The organism is Pectobacterium aroidearum (assembly GCF_015689195.1).
Classification (GTDB): Bacteria; Pseudomonadota; Gammaproteobacteria; order Enterobacterales; family Enterobacteriaceae; genus Pectobacterium; species Pectobacterium aroidearum.
The window spans coordinates 4,249,560-4,275,811 of the sequence record NZ_CP065044.1 but is presented as its reverse complement, the minus strand read 5'-3'; the positions used below and the strand labels follow the sequence as shown (position 1 = coordinate 4,275,811).

At 53.3% G+C, this 26,252-nt stretch carries 18 protein-coding genes and 1 tRNA gene; 13 read left to right on the top strand and 6 right to left on the bottom strand.

Going from position 1 to position 26,252, the window contains the following annotated elements; all coding sequences use genetic code 11:
- Positions 1 to 287 precede the first annotated feature (287 nt).
- The 4 genes from uxaC to I2D83_RS19010 all read left to right on the top strand — a co-directional run bounded on the left by uxaC (position 288) and on the right by I2D83_RS19010 (position 5,499).
- Positions 288 to 1,697, top strand: coding sequence for a glucuronate isomerase (uxaC, locus tag I2D83_RS19025; protein ID WP_012773236.1), 1,410 nt, complete (start codon positions 288 to 290; stop codon positions 1,695 to 1,697).
- 206 nt (positions 1,698 to 1,903) lie between these two features.
- Positions 1,904 to 3,370 (top strand): tagaturonate reductase, encoded by a 1,467-nt coding sequence (locus I2D83_RS19020; protein WP_181829711.1) that lies wholly within the window; start codon positions 1,904 to 1,906, stop codon positions 3,368 to 3,370.
- 19 nt (positions 3,371 to 3,389) lie between these two features.
- Positions 3,390 to 4,880: a UxaA family hydrolase gene (locus I2D83_RS19015; RefSeq protein ID WP_012773238.1), complete on the top strand. Its 1,491-nt coding sequence runs from the start codon at positions 3,390 to 3,392 to the stop codon at positions 4,878 to 4,880.
- An 88-nt stretch (positions 4,881 to 4,968) separates the two neighbouring features.
- Complete coding sequence (locus I2D83_RS19010; protein ID WP_180777436.1) at positions 4,969 to 5,499, top strand: YgjV family protein; 531 nt, start codon at positions 4,969 to 4,971, stop codon at positions 5,497 to 5,499.
- A gap of 84 nt (positions 5,500 to 5,583) precedes the next feature.
- Here I2D83_RS19010 and sstT read toward each other — a convergent pair whose 3' ends face one another.
- From sstT to I2D83_RS18995, 3 genes are all read right to left on the bottom strand, one after another.
- Positions 5,584 to 6,831 carry a serine/threonine transporter SstT gene (gene sstT / locus I2D83_RS19005; protein WP_194431552.1) on the bottom strand — a complete coding sequence of 416 codons (1,248 nt, stop codon included), beginning with the start codon at positions 6,829 to 6,831 and terminating at the stop codon, positions 5,584 to 5,586.
- A gap of 357 nt (positions 6,832 to 7,188) precedes the next feature.
- A complete protein-coding gene (locus I2D83_RS19000) occupies positions 7,189 to 8,142 on the bottom strand; it encodes a TerC family protein (protein ID WP_012773241.1) in 954 nt (317 codons plus the stop codon).
- A 272-nt stretch (positions 8,143 to 8,414) separates the two neighbouring features.
- A complete protein-coding gene (locus I2D83_RS18995; protein WP_205947107.1) occupies positions 8,415 to 9,413 on the bottom strand; it encodes a Gfo/Idh/MocA family protein in 999 nt (332 codons plus the stop codon).
- Positions 9,414 to 9,574: 161 nt separating this feature from the next.
- Here I2D83_RS18995 and rlmG point away from each other — a divergent pair, with 161 nt between their 5' ends.
- Complete coding sequence (gene rlmG, locus I2D83_RS18990) at positions 9,575 to 10,714, top strand: 23S rRNA (guanine(1835)-N(2))-methyltransferase RlmG (protein ID WP_012773243.1); 1,140 nt, start codon at positions 9,575 to 9,577, stop codon at positions 10,712 to 10,714.
- A 16-nt stretch (positions 10,715 to 10,730) separates the two neighbouring features.
- Here the strand turns inward: rlmG and I2D83_RS18985 are convergent, their stop codons facing one another.
- Positions 10,731 to 12,785 (bottom strand): NADPH-dependent 2,4-dienoyl-CoA reductase, encoded by a 2,055-nt coding sequence (locus I2D83_RS18985; protein ID WP_205947106.1) that lies wholly within the window; start codon positions 12,783 to 12,785, stop codon positions 10,731 to 10,733.
- Between the two features lie 215 nt (positions 12,786 to 13,000).
- Between I2D83_RS18985 and I2D83_RS18980 the strand changes: the two genes are divergently transcribed.
- The 5 genes from I2D83_RS18980 (at position 13,001) to I2D83_RS18960 (ending at position 18,404) form a co-directional block, all read left to right on the top strand.
- The gene (locus I2D83_RS18980; protein WP_012773245.1) at positions 13,001 to 13,297 is read left to right on the top strand and encodes a hypothetical protein; all 297 of its coding nucleotides are present in this window, start codon (positions 13,001 to 13,003) and stop codon (positions 13,295 to 13,297) included.
- A gap of 251 nt (positions 13,298 to 13,548) precedes the next feature.
- Positions 13,549 to 14,037 (top strand): ATP-independent periplasmic protein-refolding chaperone Spy, encoded by a 489-nt coding sequence (gene spy / locus I2D83_RS18975; RefSeq protein ID WP_012773246.1) that lies wholly within the window; start codon positions 13,549 to 13,551, stop codon positions 14,035 to 14,037.
- 202 nt (positions 14,038 to 14,239) lie between these two features.
- Positions 14,240 to 15,709 carry a GGDEF domain-containing protein gene (locus I2D83_RS18970; protein WP_181829707.1) on the top strand — a complete coding sequence of 490 codons (1,470 nt, stop codon included), beginning with the start codon at positions 14,240 to 14,242 and terminating at the stop codon, positions 15,707 to 15,709.
- Between the two features lie 71 nt (positions 15,710 to 15,780).
- On the top strand, positions 15,781 to 16,143 hold the full coding sequence (gene copM, locus I2D83_RS18965) for a CopM family metallochaperone (protein ID WP_205947105.1): 363 nt from the start codon (positions 15,781 to 15,783) through the stop codon (positions 16,141 to 16,143).
- 332 nt (positions 16,144 to 16,475) lie between these two features.
- Complete coding sequence (locus tag I2D83_RS18960; RefSeq protein ID WP_205947104.1) at positions 16,476 to 18,404, top strand: beta-glucoside-specific PTS transporter subunit IIABC; 1,929 nt, start codon at positions 16,476 to 16,478, stop codon at positions 18,402 to 18,404.
- Positions 18,405 to 18,473: 69 nt separating this feature from the next.
- Here the strand turns inward: I2D83_RS18960 and I2D83_RS18955 are convergent, their stop codons facing one another.
- Positions 18,474 to 19,862, bottom strand: coding sequence for a glycoside hydrolase family 1 protein (locus tag I2D83_RS18955; RefSeq protein WP_181829704.1), 1,389 nt, complete (start codon positions 19,860 to 19,862; stop codon positions 18,474 to 18,476).
- Between the two features lie 381 nt (positions 19,863 to 20,243).
- On the opposite strand from I2D83_RS18955, the gene I2D83_RS18950 reads away from it, so the two are divergent.
- On the top strand, positions 20,244 to 20,747 hold the full coding sequence (locus I2D83_RS18950; protein ID WP_205947103.1) for a DUF1543 domain-containing protein: 504 nt from the start codon (positions 20,244 to 20,246) through the stop codon (positions 20,745 to 20,747).
- Between the two features lie 414 nt (positions 20,748 to 21,161).
- Complete coding sequence (locus I2D83_RS18945; protein WP_205947102.1) at positions 21,162 to 25,391, top strand: sulfite reductase subunit alpha; 4,230 nt, start codon at positions 21,162 to 21,164, stop codon at positions 25,389 to 25,391.
- Positions 25,392 to 25,521: 130 nt separating this feature from the next.
- Here I2D83_RS18945 and I2D83_RS18940 read toward each other — a convergent pair.
- A tRNA-Ile gene (locus I2D83_RS18940) sits at positions 25,522 to 25,597 on the bottom strand.
- Between the two features lie 140 nt (positions 25,598 to 25,737).
- On the opposite strand from I2D83_RS18940, the gene mug reads away from it, so the two are divergent.
- On the top strand, positions 25,738 to 26,241 hold the full coding sequence (gene mug / locus I2D83_RS18935; RefSeq protein WP_205947101.1) for a G/U mismatch-specific DNA glycosylase: 504 nt from the start codon (positions 25,738 to 25,740) through the stop codon (positions 26,239 to 26,241).
- Positions 26,242 to 26,252 lie beyond the last annotated feature (11 nt).

Below are 26,252 nucleotides of genomic sequence, written 5' to 3'. Positions count from 1 at the left end.
AGATAGCGATTGAATCCCTGCTTAAGGCAGCGCTACAATAATTTGTCATACAACTTTAAAAGTTGAGTGATATCACAAAACCATTATTTTTATGCGGAATAACGAATTGCTCGCTGAAATCGAGAGCAACAAGCGGTTTGAGGCGATAAATGCTGGGTTATTGTACTGCTTGTTACATTTTTGCGATCATGACCTCACAAATACTGTGAGATATCGCGCATAATTGGTGTGATATCTTTTAACGGTCAACTAATTTGGTGCACAAGAAGCACGGTAAGGAAGAAAACATGCCCCAGTTTCTGAGTGAAGATTTTCTGTTAGACAGTGAATTTGCCCGTCGTCTCTACCATGAGTATGCCGTCGACCAGCCAATATTTGACTACCACTGCCATCTGCCGCCTGAGCAGATCGCGGAAAACTATCGCTTCAAAAATTTGTATGACATCTGGTTGAAAGGCGATCACTACAAGTGGCGTGCGATGCGCACCAACGGTGTGCCTGAGCGTTTGTGTACGGGCGATGCCAGCGACTGGGAAAAATTCGAAGCCTGGGCCGCTACCGTGCCGCACACCATCGGCAATCCGCTTTATCACTGGACACATCTGGAACTGCGCCGTCCGTTCGGTGTAACCGGTACGCTGCTGTCACCAAGTACGGCAAAAGATATTTGGGATCGCTGTAATGCCATGCTGGAGCGCGATGACTTTACCGCGCGCGGCATCATGCAGCAGATGAACGTGAAAATGGTGGGTACGACGGACGATCCGATTGACGATCTGCGCCACCATAAAACTGTTGCTCAGGATTCAAGCTTCTCAATCAAAGTGTTGCCGAGCTGGCGCCCAGATAAAGCGTTCAACATTGAACTGGCAACCTTCAACGACTATATGGCGAAGCTGGGTGAAGTTTCTGACACCGACATTCGTCGTTTCAGCGATCTGCAAGCGGCGCTGACCAAACGTCTGGATCACTTCGCGGCGCACGGCTGTAAAGTGTCCGACCACGCGCTGGATGTGGTGATGTTTGCCGAAGCCGATGATGCGACGCTGGACAGCATTCTGGCGCGTCGTCTTTCTGGCGAAACGCTGAGCGAACACGAAGTGGCGCAGTTCAAGACTGGCGTGCTGGTCTGGCTGGGTGCGGAATATGCGCGTCGCGGCTGGGTTCAGCAGTACCACATTGGCGCACTGCGCAACAATAACCTGCGTCAGTTCAAGCTGCTGGGGCCGGATGTGGGCTTCGACTCCATCAATGACCGTCCGCTGGCTCAGGAACTGTCTCGCCTGCTCAGCAAGCAGAATGAAGAAAATCTGCTGCCAAAAACCATCCTGTACTGCCTGAACCCGCGCGATAACGAAGTGCTCGGCACCATGATCGGCAACTTCCAGGGCGAAGGGATGCCGGGCAAGATGCAGTTCGGTTCCGGTTGGTGGTTCAACGATCAGAAAGACGGCATGCAGCGCCAGATGACCCAGCTCGCGCAGCTTGGGTTGCTGAGTCGCTTTGTCGGCATGCTGACCGATAGCCGCAGCTTCCTGTCTTACACCCGTCATGAATACTTCCGCCGCATTCTGTGCCAGATGATTGGCCGCTGGGTGGAAGATGGCGAAGCGCCAGCAGACCTGCCGTTGCTGGGCGAAATGGTGAAAAACATCAGTTTCGATAACGCTAAAAACTATTTTGCCATCGAGCTGTAATTCCGCCGTTTCGTAAGGTGTGAATTGCGCGAGAGACGCGGTAGTCAGCCTCCTAAAGGGACTTCTGCCGCCGCTCTCGGTGTCTCGATCTTTTGTCATCGGCACTTGTGATGGTTCGGTGCGGGTGAATATGAATATAGGGCAAGGATGACGGTGGTCGATCGGTCGTGCCCTGAATGTGAGATTCGTCCTGAGGTAGCCTGTTAATGCAAACGTTAAATCGTCGTAACTTCCCCGGTCGTCAACACCCGGACCGTGTTATTCAGTTTGGTGAAGGCAACTTTCTGCGCGCCTTCGTCGACTGGCAGTTGGATTTGCTGAATGAGCACACCGATCTGGATGCGGGCATTGTCATTGTTCGTCCGATCGATTCCGATTTCCCGCCCGCGCTGGATACCCAGGATGGGTTGTACACCACCATTATCCGTGGTCTGAACGAGCAGGGCGAGGCCGTGCGTGAACCGCGTCTGATCCGCTCGGTAAACCGTGAAATCAACGTGTACCGTCAGTTCGATGAGTATCTGGCGCTGGCGCACGATCCAAATATTCGTTTTGTTTTCTCCAATACTACCGAAGCAGGTATCAGCTATCACGCAGACGACAGCCTGAACGATGCGCCGCCTGTCAGCTTCCCGGCGAAATTAACCCGTCTGCTGTATGAGCGCTTCTGCCATTTTGACGGCGCAGCGGATAAAGGCTGGGTGTTGTTACCGTGCGAGCTGATTGATTACAACGGCGTGGCGCTGAAAGAGCTGGTGCTGCGCTATGCCGCACAGTGGAAACTGACGCCAACGTTTACCGCCTGGTTGAACGATCACAACACCTTCTGCTCGACGCTGGTGGACCGTATTGTTACGGGTTATCCACGTGCCGAAGTGGAAGCGTTACAGCAGGAAATGGGCTATCAGGATACCTTTTGGGATACGGCAGAACATTTCTACCTGTTCGTGATTCAGGGGCCACAGTGGCTGGCGGAAGAATTGCGTCTGAACAAACTGGATCTGAACGTTCGTATCGTTGATGACATCAAGCCGTATAAAGAACGTAAAGTGGCGATTCTCAACGGAGCCCATACCGCGCTGGTGCCGGTGGCATTCCTGGCGGGTCTCGATACCGTTGGCGAATCGATGGATGATGCCCTGATTGGCAAATTCGTGGAAAAGACCATTGCCGAAGAGATTGTGCCGGTATTGGATTTGCCTCATGACGAACTGACGTCGTTTGCTCAGGCTGTGTTAAGCCGTTTCCGTAACCCCTTCATTCAGCACCAGCTGTTATCTATCTCGCTGAATGGCATGACCAAATTCCGCACTCGCATCCTGCCGCAGTTGCTGACCTACCGTGAACGCCACGGTGAATTGCCTGCGCGTCTGACGTTTGCGCTGGCGGCCTTGATTGCATTCTATCGCGGCGAGCGCAGCGGTGAAGGCGATACGCTGCAAACCTATCCGTTGCAGGACGATGCGCACTGGCTGGAGCGTTATTCCACGCTGTGGGCAGGCGTAAAAGAGAACACCGTCAGCCTGGCTGAACTGGTGAATGTAGTACTGCGCGATGCCGATCACTGGGAACAGGATTTAACACAGGTTCCTGGCCTGGCGGCGCAGGTGACTGAACAGTTGCAAACCATCGTTGAGCGCGGCATGCGCGCAGCTGTGGAAGGTTATTGCTAATCAGCAAGAAGGGTTATCCATGCAAAGTATTATAAAAATTCATTCTCTGGACAATGTGGCTGTCGCCCTGCGTGATGTTGAGCAAGGCGAAACGGTGTCGGTGGATAGCCATACAGTGACACTTCAGCAACCTGTCGTGCGCGGACATAAGTTCGCGCTGGAAACCATCGCACCGGGAGAAATGATTACCAAGTATGGCCTGCCTATCGGCCATGCATTGGTGTCCATTGCTCCCGGAGAACATATTCACTCCCAGAACGCGAAAACCAACCTGAGCGATCTGGATGAATATCAGTACCAGCCTGAGTTTATCGACCTGCCGCCGCAAATGGGCGACCGGGACGTACAGCTCTATCGTCGTAAAAATGGCGATGTCGGTATCCGTAATGAACTGTGGATTCTGCCAACCGTCGGTTGCGTGAACGGGATTGCTCGCCAGATCCAGCAGCGTTTCCTGAAAGAAACCAATGACGCGGAAGGTATCGACGGCGTTTATCTGTTTAGTCATACCTTCGGCTGTTCACAGCTCGGTCAGGATCACGAAAACACCCGTACGATGCTGCAAAACATGGTGCGTCACCCGAATGCAGGGGCGGTGCTGGTGATCGGTCTGGGGTGTGAGAACAATCAGGTTGATGCATTCCGCACGACGCTGGGCGGTTTTGATTCCGATCGCGTAACGTTCATGGTGTGTCAGCAGCAGGACGATGAAGTCGAAGCCGGTCTGGAACGTCTGCATACGCTGTATGAGGCGATGCGCCATGACAAACGCGAGCCGGGCAAGTTGAGCGAGCTGAAGTTTGGCCTGGAATGCGGTGGCTCTGATGGGCTGTCCGGTATTACTGCCAACCCGCTGTTAGGCCGTTTCTCCGACTATCTGATCGCCAACGGCGGTACCACAGTGCTGACCGAAGTGCCGGAAATGTTCGGTGCGGAACGTATTCTGATGAGCCGCTGCCGTGACGAAGCCACGTTTGAGAAAACCGTTCACATGGTGAACGATTTCAAACAGTACTTCATCGCGCACGACCAGCCGATTTACGAGAACCCATCGCCGGGTAACAAGGCGGGTGGGATCACTACGCTGGAAGAGAAATCACTGGGCTGTACGCAAAAAGCCGGACAGAGCAAAGTGGTGGACGTACTGAAATATGGTGAGCGCTTACATACTCCGGGGCTCAACCTGCTCAGTGCGCCGGGGAATGATGCTGTCGCAACCAGCGCGCTGGCGGGTGCGGGTTGCCATATGGTGTTGTTCAGTACCGGACGCGGCACGCCTTACGGCGGATTCGTGCCTACCGTAAAACTGGCGACCAACAGCGAACTGGCGAAGAAAAAACCGCACTGGATTGATTTCGATGCGGGGCGTCTGATCCACGACATGCCGATGGACGAACTGCTGAGCCAATTTGTCGAGCTGATTGTCGAGATTGCTGACGGCAAGCGTACGAAGAATGAAGTGAACGACTTCCGTGAATTAGCCATATTTAAGAGCGGCGTGACGTTGTAAATATTATTCATTCCAATTAAAATAAAACGGCGTTTCATTTTTATAATGGCGCCGTTTTTTTTCGTAGCAACTTTTAGAGGCAGGGATCATGACACAGTATTGGATTGCCCAGTCTGTTGGTGTACTGGCATTTCTGGTCGGTATTACCATGTTTTTCAACCGTAACGATCAAAAATTCAAAATACAGCTCTCGGCATACAGCGCCGTCATTGGTCTGCATTTTTTCCTGATGGGGGCAAATGCGGCAGGTGCCAGTGCATTGTTGAACTCGGCACGAACGCTAATCTCACTGAAAACACATAACATCCTCGTGATGTTTGTCTTTATATCACTGACGCTGCTCTTTGGTTTATCGGGTATGCACCATGCGATGGAACTGCTACCGATAGCGGGTACGGTTGCCAGTACCTGGGCGTTGTTCCGCACGTCTGGGGTGACGACGCGCTGCGTGATATGGTGCTCAACCGCCTGCTGGGTGGTACACAATATCTGGTTGGGATCGATTGGTGGATCGCTGATCGAAGGCAGTTTCCTGGTGATGAACGGCTTTAACATCATCCGCTTCTGGCGTATGCAGCAGCGCGGCATCGATCCTTTTAGCGTAGAGAAGAAGGCGTAATTCGGGCAATTCTCATCATATTAACGCCGTTCGTTTTAAGGCGAACGGCGTTAGAGAAAGAGGGATCATTAATCCCCTAATTGCTTACAGCAGATTCAGGCGCTCTTTTTCTGCCAGCTTAGCATCTTCTGCCTGACACACAGCGGCAGTGAAAATAACGTCTGTTGATGAGTTTAATGCCGTTTCTGCGGAGTCCTGTAAGACGCCGATGATGAAGCCAACAGCAACAACCTGCATGGCGATATCGTTGGAAATACCGAACATGCTGCACGCCAGCGGGATCAGCAGTAGCGAACCGCCTGCCACACCGGATGCGCCACAAGCACAGATAGATGCCACCACGCTCAGTAATAATGCGGTAGCGATATCAACTTCAATCCCTAGTGTATGAACGGCTGCCAGCGCCAGTACCGTAATAGTAATCGCGGCACCGGCCATATTGATGGTGGCTCCCAGCGGAATGGCGACGGAATAGCTATCTTCATTCAGGTTCAGTTTGCGGCACAGCTCCATATTCACCGGAATGTTGGCGGCAGAGCTGCGGGTAAAGAAGGCCGTCACGCCGCTCTCACGCAAGCAGCGTAGCACCAGCGGATAAGGGTTGCTGCGAATCTTCCAGTAGACGATTAGCGGGTTGATCACCAGCGCAACCAGCAACATACCGCCGATCAACACCATCAGCAGGTGGGCGTAGCCCCACAATGCGCCGAAGCCGGTTTCCGCCAATGTTGAGGCGACCAGACCAAAGATCCCCAACGGTGCGAAGCGGATCACGACACGCACGATAGCCGTTACTGCATGAGATGCATCGCTGATCAGATTCTTTGTGGAAGCTGACCCGTGGCGGAAAGCTAACCCCAGACCTACAGCCCACACCAGAATACCGATGTAGTTGGCATTGAGCAGAGCATGAATCGGGTTAGCGACAACATTCATCAACAGGCCTTTTAATACTTCGACGATACCTGATGGTGGCGTGATGTCAGTAGCTTGCGCGCTCAGTGCTAGCGTAGAGGGAAACGTGATACTCAACACGACGGCAATGAAGGCTGCAGAAAAGGTGCCGATGAGGTAGAGGAACAGGATCGGGCGGATATTGGTTTTTTGCCCTTGCTGATGATTGGCAACCGATGCCATCACCAGCATCAAAACCAGAATGGGGGCGACGGCTTTCAATGCGCCGACGAACAGCGTCCCCAATAGACCGACAGCCAGCGAGGCCTGTGTGGACAGCGAAGCCAGAATAATCCCGGCGGCGAGCCCCAGAAGAATCTGTTTAACCAGGCTGCCGCGAGTAATGTACTGCAAAAAACGAGAATGTTGAGTTTCCATAATTTTGACGGGATAACCGTTCCGCTAAGTGGTTGTCTGTACGGAGCTGGCACCTCTGGCATGAGCTGGGTGACTTTTTATTTCCGTAACGATATGTGTTTGCGTGTATCAGTATATGAAATTTTATTTTTGAGAAAAGCGATGATGTGGTTTTTTATGACGGACATCCGTGTCCGTCACCCTACGGGCCGTTGCTACGCAACGTTGAAAAACACTCCCGGCGTTTTTTTATGACAGACATCCGCCATCACCCTACGGGCCATTGCGCATGGGTAGGAGCGGATTGAAAGTAGAAACGCTATCAATGAGGGAAGCGCTCTCCGCACGGCGGGAACCGTGCGGAGAGAAGAGGAAGCATTAACGCTCGGCGCGTTTGTTTACCCAGACGTTGATCAGCATGGTGATGATCAGAATACTGGCAACGACACCCAGAGAAATGGCCACCGGAATATGGAAAATGTCGATGAGCATCATCTTGGTACCAATAAAGATCAGGATGACGGCCAAACCATATTTCAACAGCGAGAAGCGTTCAGCTACGCCAGCCAGCAGGAAGTACATCGCACGCAGTCCCAGAATGGCGAACAGGTTCGACGTCAGCACGATGAAAGGATCGGTTGTGACGGCGAAAATAGCCGGAATACTGTCTACGGCGAAAATCACGTCGCTGATTTCAACCATAATCAGCACCAGAAACAGCGGCGTGGCATACAGGATGCCGTTACGACGGACGAAGAACTTTTCGTTCTCGATGGTATCCGTCATGCGCAAACGGCTACGCAGCCAGCGTACCAGCGGTTTGTCGCCGATCGCCCCGTCATCTTCTTTCGCCAGCGCCATTTTAAGGCCGGTGAATAGCAGGAACGCACCGAACACATAGAGCAGCCACTGGAATTGCGTGACCAGCCAACTGCCGCCAAACACCATCAGCGTTCTGAGAACGATGGCACCTAACACGCCGTAAATCAGCACGCGGCGTTGGTATTGCGGGGGGACGGCGAAGTAGCCGAACAGCATCAGCCAGACGAAGACGTTATCGACGGCAAGCGCTTTCTCGATCAAATAACCGGTCAGAAAGGCCAGCGACTGGGCGTTGGCTACTTCGCGGCCCATGGTGCCGTCCAGATACCACCAGAAACCGGCGTTGAACAGCAGCGAGAGCGTAACCCAGATGATAGACCAGACGGCAGCCTGTTTGAACGTCATTACTGTCGACCCTTTGCGCCCTTGATAGAGCAGGTCGATGGCCAGCATCACTATAACAATGGCAGCGAAGCTGCCCCATAACCACGGCGTGCCGATGGAGTGCATAGCAAGATCCTTAAATAGAAACAAAAACGGCCAACATCGGAAGGACGCTGGCCGCTTGTTATTAAAGCTGCAAATGCACCTCGCCTTCCGGCAAGGTCTCACTTACAACGTTAATGAAGCTGTTTCATTAAGAATCACGCTTTTCATCAAAGTTGCCCAGTAACCGGATGCGGAACGCATCGTAATGACGATTAGCTGGCGGAAAAGTTACTCCCCTTTGCCTGACAGAAGATAGGTGAAAAGATGATCCTGGTCAAATAATTATCGCTGCCTTACTCCGCGTTTCCCGGCGTGGCTGCATCGGCAGGAAACACGACGCCGGTTTGGCGGCGAATTTCTGTCAGCAGCCCTGCGACGGTGCGCGATCGTGCCAGTTCTGCATGGTTGATGGCGCTATCGCTGACCAGCGCGGCAAAGACTTCGGCTTCGTACAGCATGCTGTTGATATGCTGCGGTTGGCTGAGATCCAACTGCTTGCCTTCACGCGGAATGAATTTCACGTTATGGCATTCGGAGACTTTTTCAATCACCAGAGAACCGTCTTCCCCCTGAATTTCACTGGGTATCGTGGAGTGGCTGACTTTGGAATGGTTAATGGTCACATCAAAATCGCCGTAATTCAGGATGACGCTGCCATGTGCATCTACGCCGCTTTCTAATAGCGTCGCGCTGGCCTGCGTGGTGCACGGTTCTCCCCACAGCGACACGGCGAAGGCTAAGCAGTAGTAGCCGATATCCATGATAGAACCGTTGGAGAACGCCGGATTGAACGTATTCGGGTTCTCGCCCGCCAGATAGCGCGGGTAGCGTGAGGAATACTGGCAGTAATTCAGCACCACTTTACGCAACCGGCCGACTTTTGGCAGCGCCTGCTGGATCACGCTAAAATTGGGCAGGCTGGCGGTTTTGAACGCTTCAAAGAGCACGACCTGATTTTCTCTGGCACAGGCGATCATCTGTTCGACTTCATAGCGGTTGGAAGCCAGCGGTTTTTCACAGATGACATGCTTGCCGTGGCTCAGGAAGAGCAGAGCCTGTTCGCAATGCAGTGAGTTAGGGCTTGCCAGATACACGGCGTCGATAAGATCGGATTTCGCCATGGCGTCCAGTGAATCAAAGCGCGTATCCACCATGTAATCGGCCTGAAACGGCTGCGCTTTTTCTGCCGTGCGCGAATAGATGGCGGTGAGCTTCAGCTTGCCGGTTTCGTGGGCGGCATCAACAAACTGACGGGTGATCCAACTGGTTCCTACAATAGCGAAGCGAATCATAAGCGTTTGGTATCCTGAAGGGATTGGTGATGTCTATGCAGATTATCACGGTCAAATGACAAGGCAACGTCAATCATTTCCCGTTCCGGCAGAGAAAAGCATTTACTGACGGACTATTTTAAGGGATAAACAGCGCAAATTTTATGATGCAGGAGAGGCTAATGAGCCAACTCGAATTGGAAACGTGCAACCTGACGTTGGTGCGTTACCCTCAGGTCGCCGAAAACTCGGCGCTACAGGCGTGGGATGCCGCAGATGAATACCTGCTGCGTGAGCTGTCCACGATGGAAATCGCGCCGGGGCCGCGTCTGATTTTCAATGATACGTTTGGTGCGCTGGCCTGTGGTTTGCAGGCGCAATCGCCCGTCAGTATCAGCGACTCTTATCTCAGCCAACTGGCAACGCGGCACAATCTGGAACTGAATGGCTATGATGCCAATGCGGTAACACTGCTGGATAGCATGGCGGATCTACCCGAGGCGCCTGCGCTGGTGGTGATTAAAATACCGAAAACGATCGCGCTGCTGGAACACCAGTTGAGAATGTTGCGTAAGGTCGTCACGCCGCAAACGCGTATTATTGCCGGCGCGAAAGCGCGCGATATTCATACCTCTACGCTGCAATTGTTTGAGCGCGTGATGGGGCCGACGAAAACCTCGCTGGCCTGGAAAAAGGCGCGTCTGGTTCACTGCGAGTGGGCGGAGCTAAAAGTCAGTGAGCAGTCACTTACTACTGAATGGGAGCTGGATGGCTACGGCTATCGTATTCAAAACCACGCTAACGTGTATTCGCGTAATGGGTTGGATATCGGCGCACGTTTCTTTATGCAGCATTTGCCGGAACAGATAGACGGTAAGATCATCGATCTCGGCTGTGGCAACGGCGTCATTGGTCTGGCAGCGCTGAAAGCTAACCCCGAGGCCACCGTTGGCTTCTTTGATGAATCTTATATGGCGGTGGCGTCGAGTCAGGTGAACGTTGAGGTTAACTGCCCACAGGATGTCGAGCGCTGTAGCTTCGTAGTGAACCACGGGTTGGCTCGCGTTAAGCGTGATACGTTGCAGGCCGTATTGTGCAACCCGCCATTCCACCAACAACAAGCCGTGACGGATGAAATCGCCTGGCAGATGTTTATGGATGCCCGTCGCTGCCTTCAGGTTGGCGGAGAACTACGCATTGTGGGGAATCGCCATCTGGATTATTTCCACAAGCTGAAGCGTCTGTTCGGCAACTGTGAAACCGTCGCCAGCAACACGAAGTTCGTCATACTGCGTGCGGTGAAAACGGGGTCGTCCCGCTAAACCCACGTTGCCTACATTATAGTGTTAACGCCAGCCGGGTAGCCTGATCGATCGCCCGGCGTGCGTCTAATTCCTGTGCCACATCAGCACCGCCAATCAGATGAACGTGACATCCGGCTGCCAATAAGGGGTCGTACAGTTTGCGGTTGGGTTCCTGACCGGCGCAGATAATGATGTTATCCACCGGCAGACAGCGCATTTGCTGGTCGTGGATAATGTGCAGCCCCTCATCATCAATGTGGTGATATTCCACGCCGCCCAGCAGCGTGACGCCGTGACGCAGCAGCGTGGTACGGTGTATCCAACCTGTGGTTTTCCCCAGATTTTCACCCGGTTTGCCGGTCTTCCGCTGTAATAATGTAATATCCCGTGGGTGGGGAAGCTCGTCAGGTTGATGAGGCAGTAGGCCGCCCCGGTGCTGTAGCTGCGTATCAATGCCCCATTCCGCATAAAAGTCGCCGTACCCTGCCTGAGAAGGATGGGGGTTCAGGCGATAATTCCCGTCAGGAACGCTCTTTTTATTCAGAAGATAGTGCGCGGTATCAAAACCGATGCCACCTGCGCCGATAATGGCAACCCGCTTGCCGACGGGTTTTTTGTCGCGCAGCACGTCCAGATAGCTCAGCACGCTAGGATGATCGATACCTGCAATCTCGGGAGTCCGTGGCACGATGCCGCAGGCCAGAATCACGTCATCAAAACCGAGTAAATCGGTGGGGGTCGCCTGCGTGCTCAGGCGTAGCGTGACACCGAGCAGTTCTAGCTGTCGACGATAGTAGCGCAGCGTTTCATAAAATTCGGCTTTGCCGGGGATCTGTTTGGCAATATTGAACTGGCCGCCGATATAAGAAGAGGATTCAAACAGCGTAACCTGATGGCCGCGTGCAGCGGCGTTGACGGCAAAGGCCATACCGGCAGGCCCGGCACCGACCACCGCAAAGCGTTTGCCAACTCTGGCGGGGTGGATAGGCAGCTCGGTTTCGTGGCAGGCGCGCGGGTTGACCAGACAGGACGTGACCTTGCCTGCAAAAATTTGATCGAGGCAGGCCTGATTACAGCCGATGCAGGTATTGATTTCATCGCTGCGCCCCGATTGCGCTTTTGCCACCAGTTCGGCATCGGCGAGAAAAGGGCGTGCCATCGATACCATGTCGGCACAGCCTTCGGCGAGCAGTTTTTCCGCCACGTCGGGATCGTTGATGCGGTTGGTGGTAATCAGCGGGATACGAACTTTCCCCATCAGCTTCTGCGTGACCCAGCCGAATGCGCCGCGTGGCACCAGCGTGGCGATAGTTGGAATACGCGCTTCATGCCAGCCGATACCGGTATTAATGAGGGTGGCACCAGCCTGTTCAATCGCCTGCGCCAGCTGCACAATTTCTTGCCAGCTTGAGCCTTCTTCTATCAGATCGAGCATCGATAAACGGTAAATCAGGATGAAGTCCGACCCTGTTCGCTCCCGCACGGCGCGAACAATCTCAAGTGCGAAGCGGCAGCGGCGTTGAAAATCACCGCCCCATTCATCATCACGATGGTTGGTATGCGTGACCAGAAACTGATTAATCAGGTAGCCTTCCGACCCCATAATTTCCACGCCATCGTAGCCCGCCTGCTGCGCCAGCGCGGCGCAACGGGCAAAGTCATCGATGGTTTTTACAATATCCTGCGTACTCATTTCCCGTGGCGCAAAGCGGTTAATCGGTGCCTGAATCGCCGATGGTGCGACTGGATCGGGCTGATAGCTGTAGCGCCCAGCGTGGAGAATTTGCAGCGCGATTTTCCCGCCCGCGTCGTGTACCGCCTGCGTCAGAACCTGATGATGCGCGAGCTGCGCTTCGTCATGCAGGGTCGCTCCGCCTTTGGCAACGGCACCTTTGGCGTTTGGCGCAATGCCGCCAGTGACAATCAGGCCAACGCCGCCCTGCGCCCGCTCGCGGTAAAATGCCGCCAGCCTTTCGGTGCCGTCCGGATGTTCTTCCAGCCCGGTATGCATGGAGCCCATCACCACACGGTTCTTTAACGTCGTGAAGCCAAGATCGAGCGGGGAAAGCAGCGTAGGGTAGGCAGTCATTGCACTCTCCGGTGAAGTTAACTGGTCTGATGAGTTCTTGTGTTCAATCTAGCTGTAATTGAGTGAGTTGTGAAATTTATGTGTATTTATTGTGATTGATGTCATTGCGAATATTGGGGGAAAGCCGAAGCAGGCAAGGGATCGTGCGCCGGAGTGTTTGTTGTCGGGGGCGTGTGACATTATAATCCGCGGGTTTATCGGGCAAAGGTATCGTTATGCGGGTGGAAGAGTTGGAATATCGTCTGGATAGCGCACTGCGTGCGTTAGAACAAAGCGTGCAGCGTCAGCAGCAGACGTGGCGGCAGGAACATCAGTCCCTCCAGCAGCAGTTGCTTCAGGCGAAAGAGCGTGATGCTTACCTTTGTACGCAGATTGAGCGGCTCTCTGCGCAGCTGAGTTCGATGGACAGTTCGCCTGAGCGAAATCCGCTGATTCAGAAAATGAAGGTCATTCATGCCCATCTTGATGCATTGGCACAAGAAGCCAGTGCCTTTAGACGTTCACTGCGGTAACCACCCACCAGCATTTTTTTAGCTATTGTGTCGCCTGTTAATACCAGAGTCGGTTAACACAAAATTCGGTTAACGCAATACTGCCGCTTCCTTACACAATTCCTCCTCATTCTCCATAATTGCCGCAAATGTGGAGCCGACACTTGCAGAGATTTACCCTTACTCTAATTAACTGAAGGTGTCGGGCCTATACTTTCCCTCGTAGCACGGCACTCGCCGTCGATAAGTCAATTCAGAGAGAGGAATGAAATATGCGTAAACTCACTGCAATGCTGGTTGCTTCTTCTTTGGCATTGGGCGCGGCAGGTATCGCGCATGCGAATGAAGCATCGAAAGGTCCTGGCCCGGAACACAAGATGATGATGAAAGAGGGTCGGGAGCATCGTGGCATGATGGGGCCGGATGCGATGTTTAAGGAGCTGAATTTGACAGAAGCGCAGAAGCAGCAAGTCAAAGACATCATGAAAGAGTCCCGCGAGAAAATGCACAAAGCGATGCAGGATGACCGTCGTGAAATGCATAGCCTGATCGCATCAGATACCTTTGATACCGCAAAAGCACAGGCGCAGTTGGATAAAGCCGACGCGGAACACAAGGCCAGAATGCTTAACGGGCTGGAAACCAAGAACAAAATTTACAATGTTCTGACGCCAGAACAGAAGAAACAGTACAACGACAACTTTGAAAAACGACTGACTCAACCGCCAAGACCGGATGGTAAGCCTGTCCCTGCGGAATAACGTGTACGCACGAGAGCCCGCCGTACGATAAGTCACTAAGACCACCGGATCGACGTATTACCTGATGAGTAATGCCTCGGTCCGGTGGTTTTTTTTATTTATTTTTCCCGCAACCATCGTGCTGTGAGTCGGTAAATGATTAATGCTATCCTCACGCGGAGAAAGCAGGTGGAACCATCGGACAGCAGGCGGTAAAGGACAAATGAATAACGATTTGACGTTGAAAACTATAAAATTCATGCCGTTTCTGTTCTTGACCACTTTCATCGTGAGCTGTCTGGGATTTCGGTTTCGGGTACTGGATGAGCTGTCGCTGTTTTGGCCCGCCAATATTCTGGTTTTTTGTCTCATGATTACTTTCAGAGCCAGAAACGGGACGATAAAAGGTAAAACACTGTCTATCGGTATCGGTTTTTTAGTGAGTTATGTGGCGATGCTATCGGCGGCGCTGTGGATGGACAATAACTCACCGTTAAAAACCAAAGTGCTGTTATGTTTGTGCAATATGGTCTTTGTGGTAACGGCCTGGTGCGCCTTTTGCCTGATGTGTCGGTTTACCGGTAAGTGGTCGACATTTGAAAAATTCAGCAAATATTACGTCTATATTATTTTCGCTTCGACGTTTGTCGGTGCGTTCTCATCCGGCGTGGCGTATGGGGTTTATGCGTATGTCTACGATACGGGGAACCGCTATGCCGAGTTTATGGACTGGTTCAGTGAACAACTGGGAACCGGTATTATTCTCGCGTTCTTTTTCCTGCGCGGTAAAGATATCCTGCGGGCGCTGCGGAATATTCCTCTTTGTCCTAAGCACATCAGAGAGAATATTTTTCCCTTTCTGGTCTTCATCATTTTCTTATTGGTGAGCCTGTTTTTTCAGGACGCGAGCCTGATTACGCTGTCTGTTATTCCGCTCACGCTGTGTGCATTCAATTACTCTTTCCCGATCATGTCGTTGCTCTGTGCGATTACGGGCGTAATACTGAATTATCTCTATATTAATCAAGTCGGTATACTCATCAATTCAAATTCTGAGGCGTACATTAATTCGTTTCTCACGACCGCACGACTGAACATCGCGATGTTAATTATGGCGATGTTAAGCGTCTCTCATTTTGTTTCGATGAACCGACGACTGATTAAAATCATCGAAAGCAACAGCCTGAAGGATGCACTCACGAATACCTTCAATCGTCGCGCTTTCCTTAGCATGTTGAATGGGAGGCAGGGCTTGCTAATGAATAAGAGAAAGCGTCAGCTAACGCTGTTATTTCTGGATATTGATTATTTTAAGCAGGTCAACGATACCTACGGTCATGCCAGCGGCGATGAATTGATCGCCAGCTTTGCCCGTATGCTGAGCGCGAATATTCGGCCGAGCGACATTCTTTGCCGCTGGGGCGGGGAGGAATTCGTTATTGCGGCTTATGATCTGACGGCTGAACAATCCGCAGCGATGGCTGAAACCCTACGGCATCTGACGGAATCCACGCCGCTTGTGCTGTCCGATGGCCGGGAAATCCGTTTTACGATCAGTATTGGCGTGGTCACGTTTCCCCAGTATGAAGGTGGCAACACTTACGATTTGATCGGGCTGGCAGATGAGCAACTCTACAAAGCGAAGGCACAGGGGCGTAATCGTGTGTGTCTACGTTTGGTCGAAGAGATCTGAATCCTCCCTTGACCTTCCCCTTACTGGAACGTCTACCCTCAAGAAGTTCTGTGACTGATTGAGAGGTTGTGATGAAGAAAGTCCATTTGTTATTAGCTGCGGCCTTGCTGGTTCCGGTTCTCTCGTTTGCCGCTGACAGCGCGCATAGCGGCCATGGTTCAGCGAGTGAAGCGTCGTCCTCCCAACAGGCGTATATGAAAGGGATGGATGCGATGCATACCGAGATGATGGACGGGTTGAAGTCCAGCGACCCTGATATTGCCTTTGCCAAAGGGATGATTGCGCATCACCGCGGCGCGATTGATATGGCGAAGACGGAACTGCAATACGGTAAAGACCCGGAATTGCGCAAGCTGGCAGAAGAGATTATTAAAGCCCAGCAGCCGGAGATCGACCAAATGGAAGCCTGGCTGAAGAAGCAAGGCAAGCAGTAACATTGCCGATGGCGCTTCTTCTGAGAAGCGCCATTTCGTTTTACGGCGCGTAGGTCGGGCGACTTCGCCTGATGGATAGAAATTTAGATGGATAGAAATTTAGTGACTGTTTTCACAGAATAAAACGTAGAGATAGCTTTCTCCGCGTGAACTTGTTAGAAAACAGCAAAGGACGTCACCAGAAGTTTCTGGGCGAGACCTGGATAAAGCAGCGTATACCGCACGCTGCTTTATCCAGGTTTTTTTTTGCTTATTTTCCAGCTGGCCAGCGGACAACAAGCGGGATGACGTGTATTAGGCAGTTGCAGCCATTGACGAAACGGGAAGTCATTATGAATAGCAAAGTGCTCGCTGAAAATATTCTGAGGTTGGTCGGAGGGGAAACGAACGTTTCTACCCTGGTGCATTGTGCAACACGTTTGCGCTTTAAGATTGTTGATCACGGTAAAGTGGATGTGGCTGCGCTTGAGGCGTTGGAAGGCGTCATTACGGTCATCAATGCTTCAGGGCAATTGCAGGTGGTGATCGGGAACCGGGTGCCGGAGGTGTATCGCGCTTTTGGTTCGATCTCCAAGCTGCTGGAGGACGGCGACGGGAAACGCCAGACCGCGGAAAGCGAGCAATCGACCTCGGCCATGGGACGATTGATCGATCTGGTTGCCGGGATCTTTACCCCCTTGTTGGGCGCGATGGCGGCAGCGGGGGTGCTGAAAGGGGCGCTGGCTATTGTCCTGGCGCTCGGGTGGCTGAATACTAAAGAAAGTACCTATGTCATCCTGCATGCGGCGTCCGACAGCCTGTTCTATTTTTTGCCGATGCTGTTGGCGATTACCGCTGCGCGTAAATTTGAAACCAACATTTTTGTGGCGGTGTCGATTGCCGGTGCGCTGGTTTACCCGACGATTCAGGGTTTATTTGATGCCGGTCAGCCTGTGACGTTCTTCGGCCTGCCTGTGGTGATGATGAAATACACCGCCTCGGTGATCCCGATTATCTTCAGCGTGTGGCTGATGTCGTATATCGAGCGTTTCCTGAATCGCCATATTCACGAAAGCGTGCGCAATATACTGACGCCGTTCTTCCTGCTGCTACTGATGGTACCGCTAACGCTGATGACCATCGGGCCGATTGGGATTTCGGCCAGTAAGCTCATTGCGTCGGTATTCGTCAGTATCTATGAATTCAACCCGATTATTGCGGGCGCGCTGATGGCGGCGTCATGGCAGGTCTTAGTGATATTTGGCGTTCACTGGGGCTTTGTGACCGTGTTCATCAACGATCTCTCCGTCATGGGGCACAGCTACCTTAAAGCCGCCTCCAGCCCGTCGGTCTTTGCCCAGTCTGGCGCACTGCTGGGCGTGATGGTGCGTACCAAAGATAAAAAACTCAAAGCGTTGGCAGGCAGTACCTTTATCGCGTCGCTGTTTGGCATCACGGAACCCGGTGTTTATGGGGTTACGCTGAAGCTGAAGAAACCGTTTATCTGCGCGGTGATCGCCGCTGCCATCGGGGGCGCTATCGTTGGCTATGCGAAAAGCTCGGCGGTCTCTATGGGGATGCCTGGGTTACTGACGCTGCCGATCTTCTACGGAGAAGGCTTTGTCGGGTTCCTCATCGGCTGCGCTATCGCCTTCGCCGCGAGTTTTGTACTAACGGTTATTGTGGGATTTGACGATCCGACGCCGCCAGTTGAGAACACGCCAGCGCCCACGCGTTCATCATCAACTTCTACGACACCCGCTGCGCCAGTATCACGCCAGCCAGCCAATGCTGTGCCACCTGCCCAACCGCTAAAAGACGCGCCGGCGACGGCGGAACAGCTGGGATCGCCGGTAAAAGGCGAACTGATCTTGCTGGAGGACGTGGACGATAAGGTGTTCTCTTCCGGCGTGGTGGGGCAGGGCGTTGCTATTCTGCCGGAAGAAGGGCGCATCTATTCACCGGTGGATGGCGTGGTTGCCAGCACGTTTACCAGCGGCCATGCCGTCGGCATTCTTTCGCAGAACGGTGCGGAAATTCTGATTCATGTTGGGATCAATACGGTGCAGTTGGAAGGCCAGCATTATCAGATGCACGTTGCAGAAGGTGACAAGGTGCAAAAAGGCCAGTTGCTGCTGGAGTTCGATCTGGAAGCAATCAAGCAGGCAGGCTACGACACGGTGACGCCGATGGTGGTGACGAATGCGGATGAGTACCACTTATTCAGTCCGGGCTCCGCTCGTCAGTTGAGGGTCGGTGATACGATTATCGCGCTGGCGTAATACACGTAATCAGACGGCGCAATGTGAACACGCCGTCTGATTTTCTCTATTATCTTATGTTCTATAGGATTACAGCGACTTTCCGTTGCTGTTAATCACATCCTGATACCAGTAGAAGCTGTCTTTGCGCCGACGCACCAGCGTGCCTTTGCCGTCATCATCACGATCCACATGAATAAAGCCGTAGCGTTTTGACATCTGCGCTGTTCCCGCGCTGACCAGATCGATCGGACCCCAGCTGGTGTAGCCCAGTAGCTCGACGCCATCGTCGATGGCTTCACGCACTTGAAGCAGATGGCGACGCAGGTAATCGATACGGTAGCTGTCGTGAATGCTGCCGTCCTCTTCCACCACATCGCGTGCACCCAGTCCGTTTTCCACGATGAACAGTGGTTTCTGATAGCGGTCATACAGCTCGTTCAACAGGAAACGCAGACCTTCTGGATCGATCTGCCAGCCCCATTCGGACGCCTCAAGGTGCGGGTTAGGAATCAGGCGGATGATATTGCCGCGTGAGGACTGATATTTCTCCGGCTCGAAGGTTGCGCAGCCGCTCATGTAATAGCTGAAGGAGACAAAGTCTACGGTGTGGCTCAGATCGTCTTTGTCCTGCGCGGTAATGGTGAGTTCGACGCCATTTTCCCGAAAATAGCGCTGGATCCAGGCCGGATAGGTGCCGCGTACCTGCACATCACCGAAGAATAGCCATTCACGGTTCTTATTCTGCGCTTCCAGCACATCTTTCGGATGGCAGGTCATGGGGTAGCGCACCGCGCCCAATAGCATGTTGCCGATTTTGGCATCCGGGATGATGTCATGGCAGGCTTTTACCGCGCGTGCGCTGGCAACCAGCTGGTGGTGAATCGCCTGATAAATCTCCTGCTTCGAGGGTTCGCCGCTCAGCCCGATGCCCGTAAAGGGCGAGTGCAACGCCATGTTGATTTCATTGAAGGTCAGCCAGTATTTCACCTTGTCTTTATAGCGGCTGAAAACGGTACGGGCATACTTCTCAAAATGGTCGATGACGGCGCGGTTGCCCCAGCCTCCCAGTTTTTTCACCAGACCGTACGGCATTTCATAATGCGACAGCGTAATCAGCGGCTGAATCTGATGTTTTGCCATTTCATCGAACAGGCGATCGTAGAAGGCCAGACCGGCTTCGCAAGGTTCTGCCTCATCGCCTTCGGGGTAAATGCGCGTCCAGGCAATCGAGGTGCGCAACACCTTGAACCCCATTTCGGCAAACAGCTGAATATCCTGCGGGTATTGATGATAAAAATCGATTGCCCGATCTTTGATGCAGCTAATGTTCTCATCGCGTTCCGTCACCGGGCCATGTACGCCCTTTAGCTGAAGATCGGAGGTGGAAACACCTTTACCGTCTTCATTCCATGCCCCTTCAACCTGGTTTGCTGCAACTGAACCGCCCCATAAAAATCCGTCGGGGAATGCTTTCATGGTATTTCTCCTCATCGTTTTCTACATCATTACTCTGCGCCGGCCTGTGGCTCCGTGCTGGGAACCGCCGAATGACAGGCAAAAAAAAACTTGGGCAGAAGAGAGTATCACTACTCACCTCTGCCCAAGTCTCGCCCGCCATTGGCGGTAACGTCTTATCGGACCACTATACAATCCTGAATTTCTGCGGCAATGCCCCCGTTTGGTTATGTGACTCCGGTCACGACATCTCTGTGGATGCCACATCGACACTACATGGGAGGATGGGAGGCCCTCAAGGAAAAGGCAGGGCGCTTTCTGGCTTTATCGCTATGTATAAAAAAATATAACGAATGTGAGATAATGTAGCCGATGCCTGACGTCATATAAGGAGAAAATACCGTGCATCTGTATATGTTTTATCTGGGAGGGAATGCGGGGAAGTCGAATATCGAAGTTCACGATATCCAGTTTGTGGCGGCTGAGAAGCCAGAGGATGCGTGGCCCGCGCTCCGGGACGCGTGGTTTGGTGACCCCGATAAAGTGCATATTGATGGGTATGCGCGCGTAGTATGGTCGGATGGTTATACCGTTACCCTTTCAGACACGCGGCCTGCGGACGACAACCGACTCTTTTTTGTTAACGCCGGCGCTTACCATCCGTCAACGCTGGCGGAGCTGCATGCGTTCGATTTATTTGTGGCGAAGAGTGCACAAGAAGCAAAATCGAAAGGATTGGCATCGCTCCTGAATGGCGCGCTGCATCAGCATAAAGACAACCTTAAGGATGTGGATGACTGCCTGCTGCTGGAAAAAATCGGCGGCCTGTATATTCATCTGACACCTTGTGCAACTGGCACCCCCTTCACACCGGAATGGCAGGGCTACCAGCCGATCGGTCGCTGACTTAGCCTGCGTTCCCCGCATCAAGCCGGTAGACCATGTTGATATGGCATACCGGTTCTTCTTCACCGTCGTGCTATCGCCTGATGGCAGATGAACCAAAAATGCACGCGAGCCCTCTTAACCTGCACCATCGTGATGCAAGCGGGCTGCGCGGGTCTCCATTGCTTTACGTTTCTCCTCGCTATATCTGGTGGTACACAGCGGTGGCATGCAATTTGCTTATTAACGCATAGCAACTCCGCAGGCTTACCTCAACGGTGAGTGAAGCCTCGGTCAGGACAACGGCGTCCACATCATCATGCTTTTCGCATTACAGCGAGAGCAGGAGGATGTGGACGTTTTTTTATGTCTGGATTTGCCCGTTGCAGCACTGCTTTCGCGGGCTGTGACATGCTAATCCGATAGGAGGCAGCCATGAATGCCAAATCCTCAACGTGTGTGAAGAGTGTCTGTCCCTATTGTGGGGTCGGCTGCGGTGTGGTGATGGAGGTAAAAGACAATCGCGTGATCAAGGTGTCAGGCGACAAGACGCACCCCACCAACTTCGGGCGACTGTGCACGAAGGGAAATACCAGTGGTCAGGCGCTTGCCGAATCAGGACGGCTGGAACATGCCTACTTGCGGGCGGATCGTCAGCACGAATCCGTCAGGGTTGATGTGAATAAGGCGATTAAGGAAACCGCACGGCGGCTACGGACGATCATTGATACTCACGGCCCTGATGCGGTGTCGCTTTATGTCTCCGGTCAGATGTCGCTGGAGTCTCAATATCTGGCTAATAAGCTTGCCAAGGGGTTTATCGGTACCAATAACATTGAGTCAAACTCACGCCTTTGTATGGCAAGCGCGGGGAGTGGCTACAAGCTCTCTCTGGGGTCGGATGGGCCGCCGGGTTCCTATCAGGATTTTGACCACGCCGATGTCTTTTTTGTCATCGGGGCGAACATGGCCGACTGTCATCCTATCCTGTTCCTGCGGATGATGGATCGCGTTAAAGCAGGGGCCAAGCTCATCGTGGTCGATCCACGCCGTAATGCCACCGCGGACAAAGCGAACCTGTTCCTGCACATCAAGCCCGGCACGGATTTAGCGTTGCTCAACGGCCTGCTCTATCTGCTTGTCCAGAACGGACACAGCGATCCTGCGTTTATCGCCGAGTTTACCGAAGGGTGGGAAGCGATGCCCGCGTTCCTTGACGACTATCGTCCTGAGACGGTCGCGGAGATAACCGGGTTGCCGGAAGCGGATATCCGCAAGGCGGCAGAATGGATCGGCACCGCGTCGGCGTGGATGAGTTGCTGGACGATGGGGCTTAACCAGAGCACGCATGGTACCTGGAATACCAATGCGATCTGTAACCTGCATTTAGCCACGGGGGCGATTTGCCGCCCCGGCAGTGGCCCGTTTTCTCTGACGGGACAGCCCAATGCGATGGGCGGACGCGAAATGGGCTATATGGGGATGGGATTACCGGGGCAACGCTCGGTATTGGTAGAGAAAGATCGGGCGGCTATTGAAGCGCTTTGGAACGTACCCGCTGGCACCTTACGCACCGAGCTGGGTGGGGGCACCGTAGCCATGTTTGAAGACATGATGGCGGGCAAGATCAAGGCATGCTGGATTATCTGTACCAATCCGGTTGCGACGGTGCCTAATCGCAAGAACGTGATTGCTGGGTTGCAAGCCGCCGAGCTGGTCATCACACAAGACGCCTTCCTCGATACCGAAACCAATCGTTATGCCGATATTCTGCTACCCGGCGCACTGTGGGCTGAAGCAGAGGGCGTGATGATTAACTCCGAGCGGAATTTGACGCTGATGCAAAAGGCCGTTGATCCACCCGGCGAGGCGATGGCTGACTGGCAAATCATTGCTAAAGTCGCCTGCGAGATGGGCTATGCGCAAGGGTTTAGCTACGGTTCGGCCGCTGAGGTGTTTGAAGAAATCAAGCAGGCATGGAACCCCAAAACCGGTTATGACATTCGTGGCGCCAGCTACGAGCGCTTGCGGCAGGCACCATTGCAGTGGCCTTGTCCGCCAGATGATGACAACCATCGTCATCCCGTTCGCTACCTCAACGACGGTGTGAGTCAAACGCTAAAAGCGTTACCAGACGGCACGCGGCCACGGCTTGTTTTTGCGACCGAAAGCGGTAAAGGGATATTCCTCCCCCGACCGCATATGTCACCCGCCGAGATGCCGGATAACGACTTTCAGTTTGTACTGAATACCGGTCGCTTGCAGCACCAGTGGCACACGATGACGAAAACCGGAAAGATTCCGACGCTCAACAAGCTCAACCCAGGGCCTTTCATTGAAGTGCATCCTGAAGATGCCAGCGCGCTTGGCATTCACGATAAGGATCGTGTGGAAGTGCGTTCACGCCGAGGACATGCGGTACTCCCTGCCGTTGTCACCGATCGCGTACGTCCTGGAAACTGCTTTGCGCCTTTCCACTGGAATGATGTCTTTGGTGACGATCTGGCCATTAATGCGGTCACCAGCGATGCCATTGATCCTATTTCCCAACAGCCTGAATTCAAGTTTTGCGCCGTGGCATTGACTCGGATCGCTGAACCCGTATCGCGCATTTCCCCTGAGCGGGAGAGCCATCCGGTTGCGTTGCCCGTATCGAAACAGGCTGACGTGGACACGCCGAACAACGATATCAAGGAGCTCGACATGAAACACATTGATGCGCTGGCCACGCTACTCGGTCTGGATGCTCCTCCAACGCTGACGTTGAGTGCGCACGAACAGCACTATCTGCAAGGGTACATTGCCGCGTTGCGTACCGATGCATCACGGTTGGCTGGTGGCGTGCCCGTGCTGCCTGCCACGGCACCATTGGAACCCTCCAGACGCCTGATGCTCGACGGCATGCTGGCAGGGCTTTTTGCCCGAACCTGGTTGCCTGATGGCGGTATTGCTGCTCTGCCTGCGTCGGCTCCTGTCGCGCCCGCAGTTCCTGCATCATCGCCGTCGCCCGTTTTGGTTTTATGGGCATCATCGACCGGCAATGCGGAAAGTTTCGCGGCACAGTGTGCTGAACGCCTGAAAGCAGAGGGACATACTGTGATGCTGTCTGAGATGGGCAGCGTCACGATTGCTGATTTGCCTGCGATACCGCGTGTACTCTTTATCGCTAGCACGTTTGGTGACGGCGATCCTCCCGATAATGGCATGAATTTCTGGACGGCATTGCAGGCGGAAACGGCCCCCAGACTGACGGAAATGGTGTTCGCCGTGTTGGCATTGGGAGATTCAAACTACGATCAGTTTTGCGGCTTTGGCCGCGAGCTTGATGCTCGGTTAGAGGCGCTGGGGGCGCAGCGTCTGTTAGCACGAATCGACTGTGAACCGGATTATCAGGAGGCAGCAACAGCCTGGCTCGACAGTATGGTCAACGCGCTTGCAGGAGTACCTGCGCCAGCGGCGAATCGGGCCGCTATCGCTGCAATGGTGACAGTGGCTGACGAGGATGACGCCGACGCGCCGGTGCTTACTGCGGCATCGGCTCCCATTTTTAGCAGGAATGCGCCTCTGCCCGCCCGCCTTGTTATCAATCAGCGGCTTAATGCGCCTGGAGCGGAAAAAGAAACCCGGCAATTCGCCTTTGATATTGCAGACAGCAATGTGAGCTACGAAGCGGGCGATGCGCTCGGCATCTGGCCGACGAACAGCCCTGAGCTGGTGACTGAGATACTCTCAGCGCTCAAGCTTTCGCCTGCTACCGTGGTGACCGTCAAGGATAAAGGTGACATGACGCTGGCTGAGGTGTTATCCCAGCATGTCGAGATTGCCCGTATCACGCCGGAGTTTTTGCAGTTTGTGAGTCAACGCTCGGGTCATGAGGCACTGGCCGACCTGTTGAAAGAGGAACGTAAGGAGGAACTTAAACAGTGGCTGTGGGGACGGCAGATTGTTGATGTGCTACAGGCGTTTCCGATTCAGGTTCAGGCTGACGAATTGCTAACCGTACTTAAGCGCATTCAGCCGCGTTTATACTCGATTTCGTCCAGCCCAAAAGTTACCCCGCATCAGATCCACCTGACCGTCTCGACGGTGCGTTATGGTGTTGAAGGGCAATCGCGTGGCGGTGTGTGTTCAACCTTTCTGGCTGACCGCGCAGCAGAGTCGGGTATGGTGCCTATTTTCATCCAAAAGTCAGCCCATTTTCGCACTCCTCAACACCCTGATACGCCCATCATCATGGTGGGGGCTGGCACGGGTATCGCACCTTTCCGGGCTTTTCTGCAAGAACGTCAGGCGACGAAGGCACAAGGTAAAAATTGGCTATTTTTTGGTGAGCAGTATGCGGCGACCGATTTCTACTATCGTGAGGAGCTGGAGAAACTACAGCGTGATGGTTATCTGCATCGGTTGGATACGGCCTTTTCTCGTGACCAACACGAGAAAATTTATGTCCAGCACCGTATGTGTGAGCAGGGCGCTGAACTATGGCGCTGGCTGGAGGAGGGGGCGCATTTCTACGTATGCGGTGATGCCAGCCGTATGGCTAAAGACGTGGACTTGGCGCTCCGGCAGGTTGCGCAGGCACATGGCGGTATGAACAGTGAACAAGCGGTAGCCTATGTGGCAAAAATGGCGCAGGACAAACGCTACGTACGCGATGTGTACTGAGTTGCCCGTTATCGGCTTGATTGCCTTACACGTGAAACGTGGAGTTTCTTGATGAGGTGGCGTCAGTCGCTTTATCTATTAATCCGATAAGCAAAAAAAGAGCTGCGCTACTAACGCAACTCCTTGAATTTGGTGGCCCCTGCTGGACTTGAACCAGCGACCAAGCGATTATGAGTCGCCTGCTCTAACCACTGAGCTAAGGGGCCGAATGGGCGATGATTATACGGTAATGTGCGGGGGGAGGTCTATAGCCTATCTGCCGGGTGATGGTTTTATACTCAAGATAGCTTGTTGTTATTCTTATCAGAATTTACGATGTCTGTAGTCAACGTAAGTAGGGAAAGAGATGATTACCGATATTCTGGCCATGAATCTTCAGGTGGTTTTCTGCGGCATTAACCCTGGGCTGTCGACGGCCCATCACGGTTACCACTTCGCGAACCCCAGTAATCGCTTCTGGAAAGTGATTCATCATGCAGGTTTTACCGAACGTTTGCTAACGCCCGCGGAAGAACAGCATATGCTGGATACCGGATGCGGCATCACCATGCTGGTGGATCGCCCTACGGTTGAAGCTACCGAACTGGGACGAGATGAATTGCTGCAAGGCGGCAATGCGATTGTCGAGAAGATGGAACGCTATCAACCGCGTGCGCTGGCCGTGCTGGGGAAGCAGGCGTTCAGTCAGGCGTTTGGTATCAAAAAGGTCTCATGGGGGCGTCAGTCGCTGAATATTGGCGAAACACAGGTGTGGGTGCTGCCGAACCCAAGCGGGTTGAATCGTGCGACGCTGGAGTCGCTGGTGGCGTCCTATCAGGAACTGCATCAGGCGTTGCAGGATAAGGCGTAAATCCAACCTGA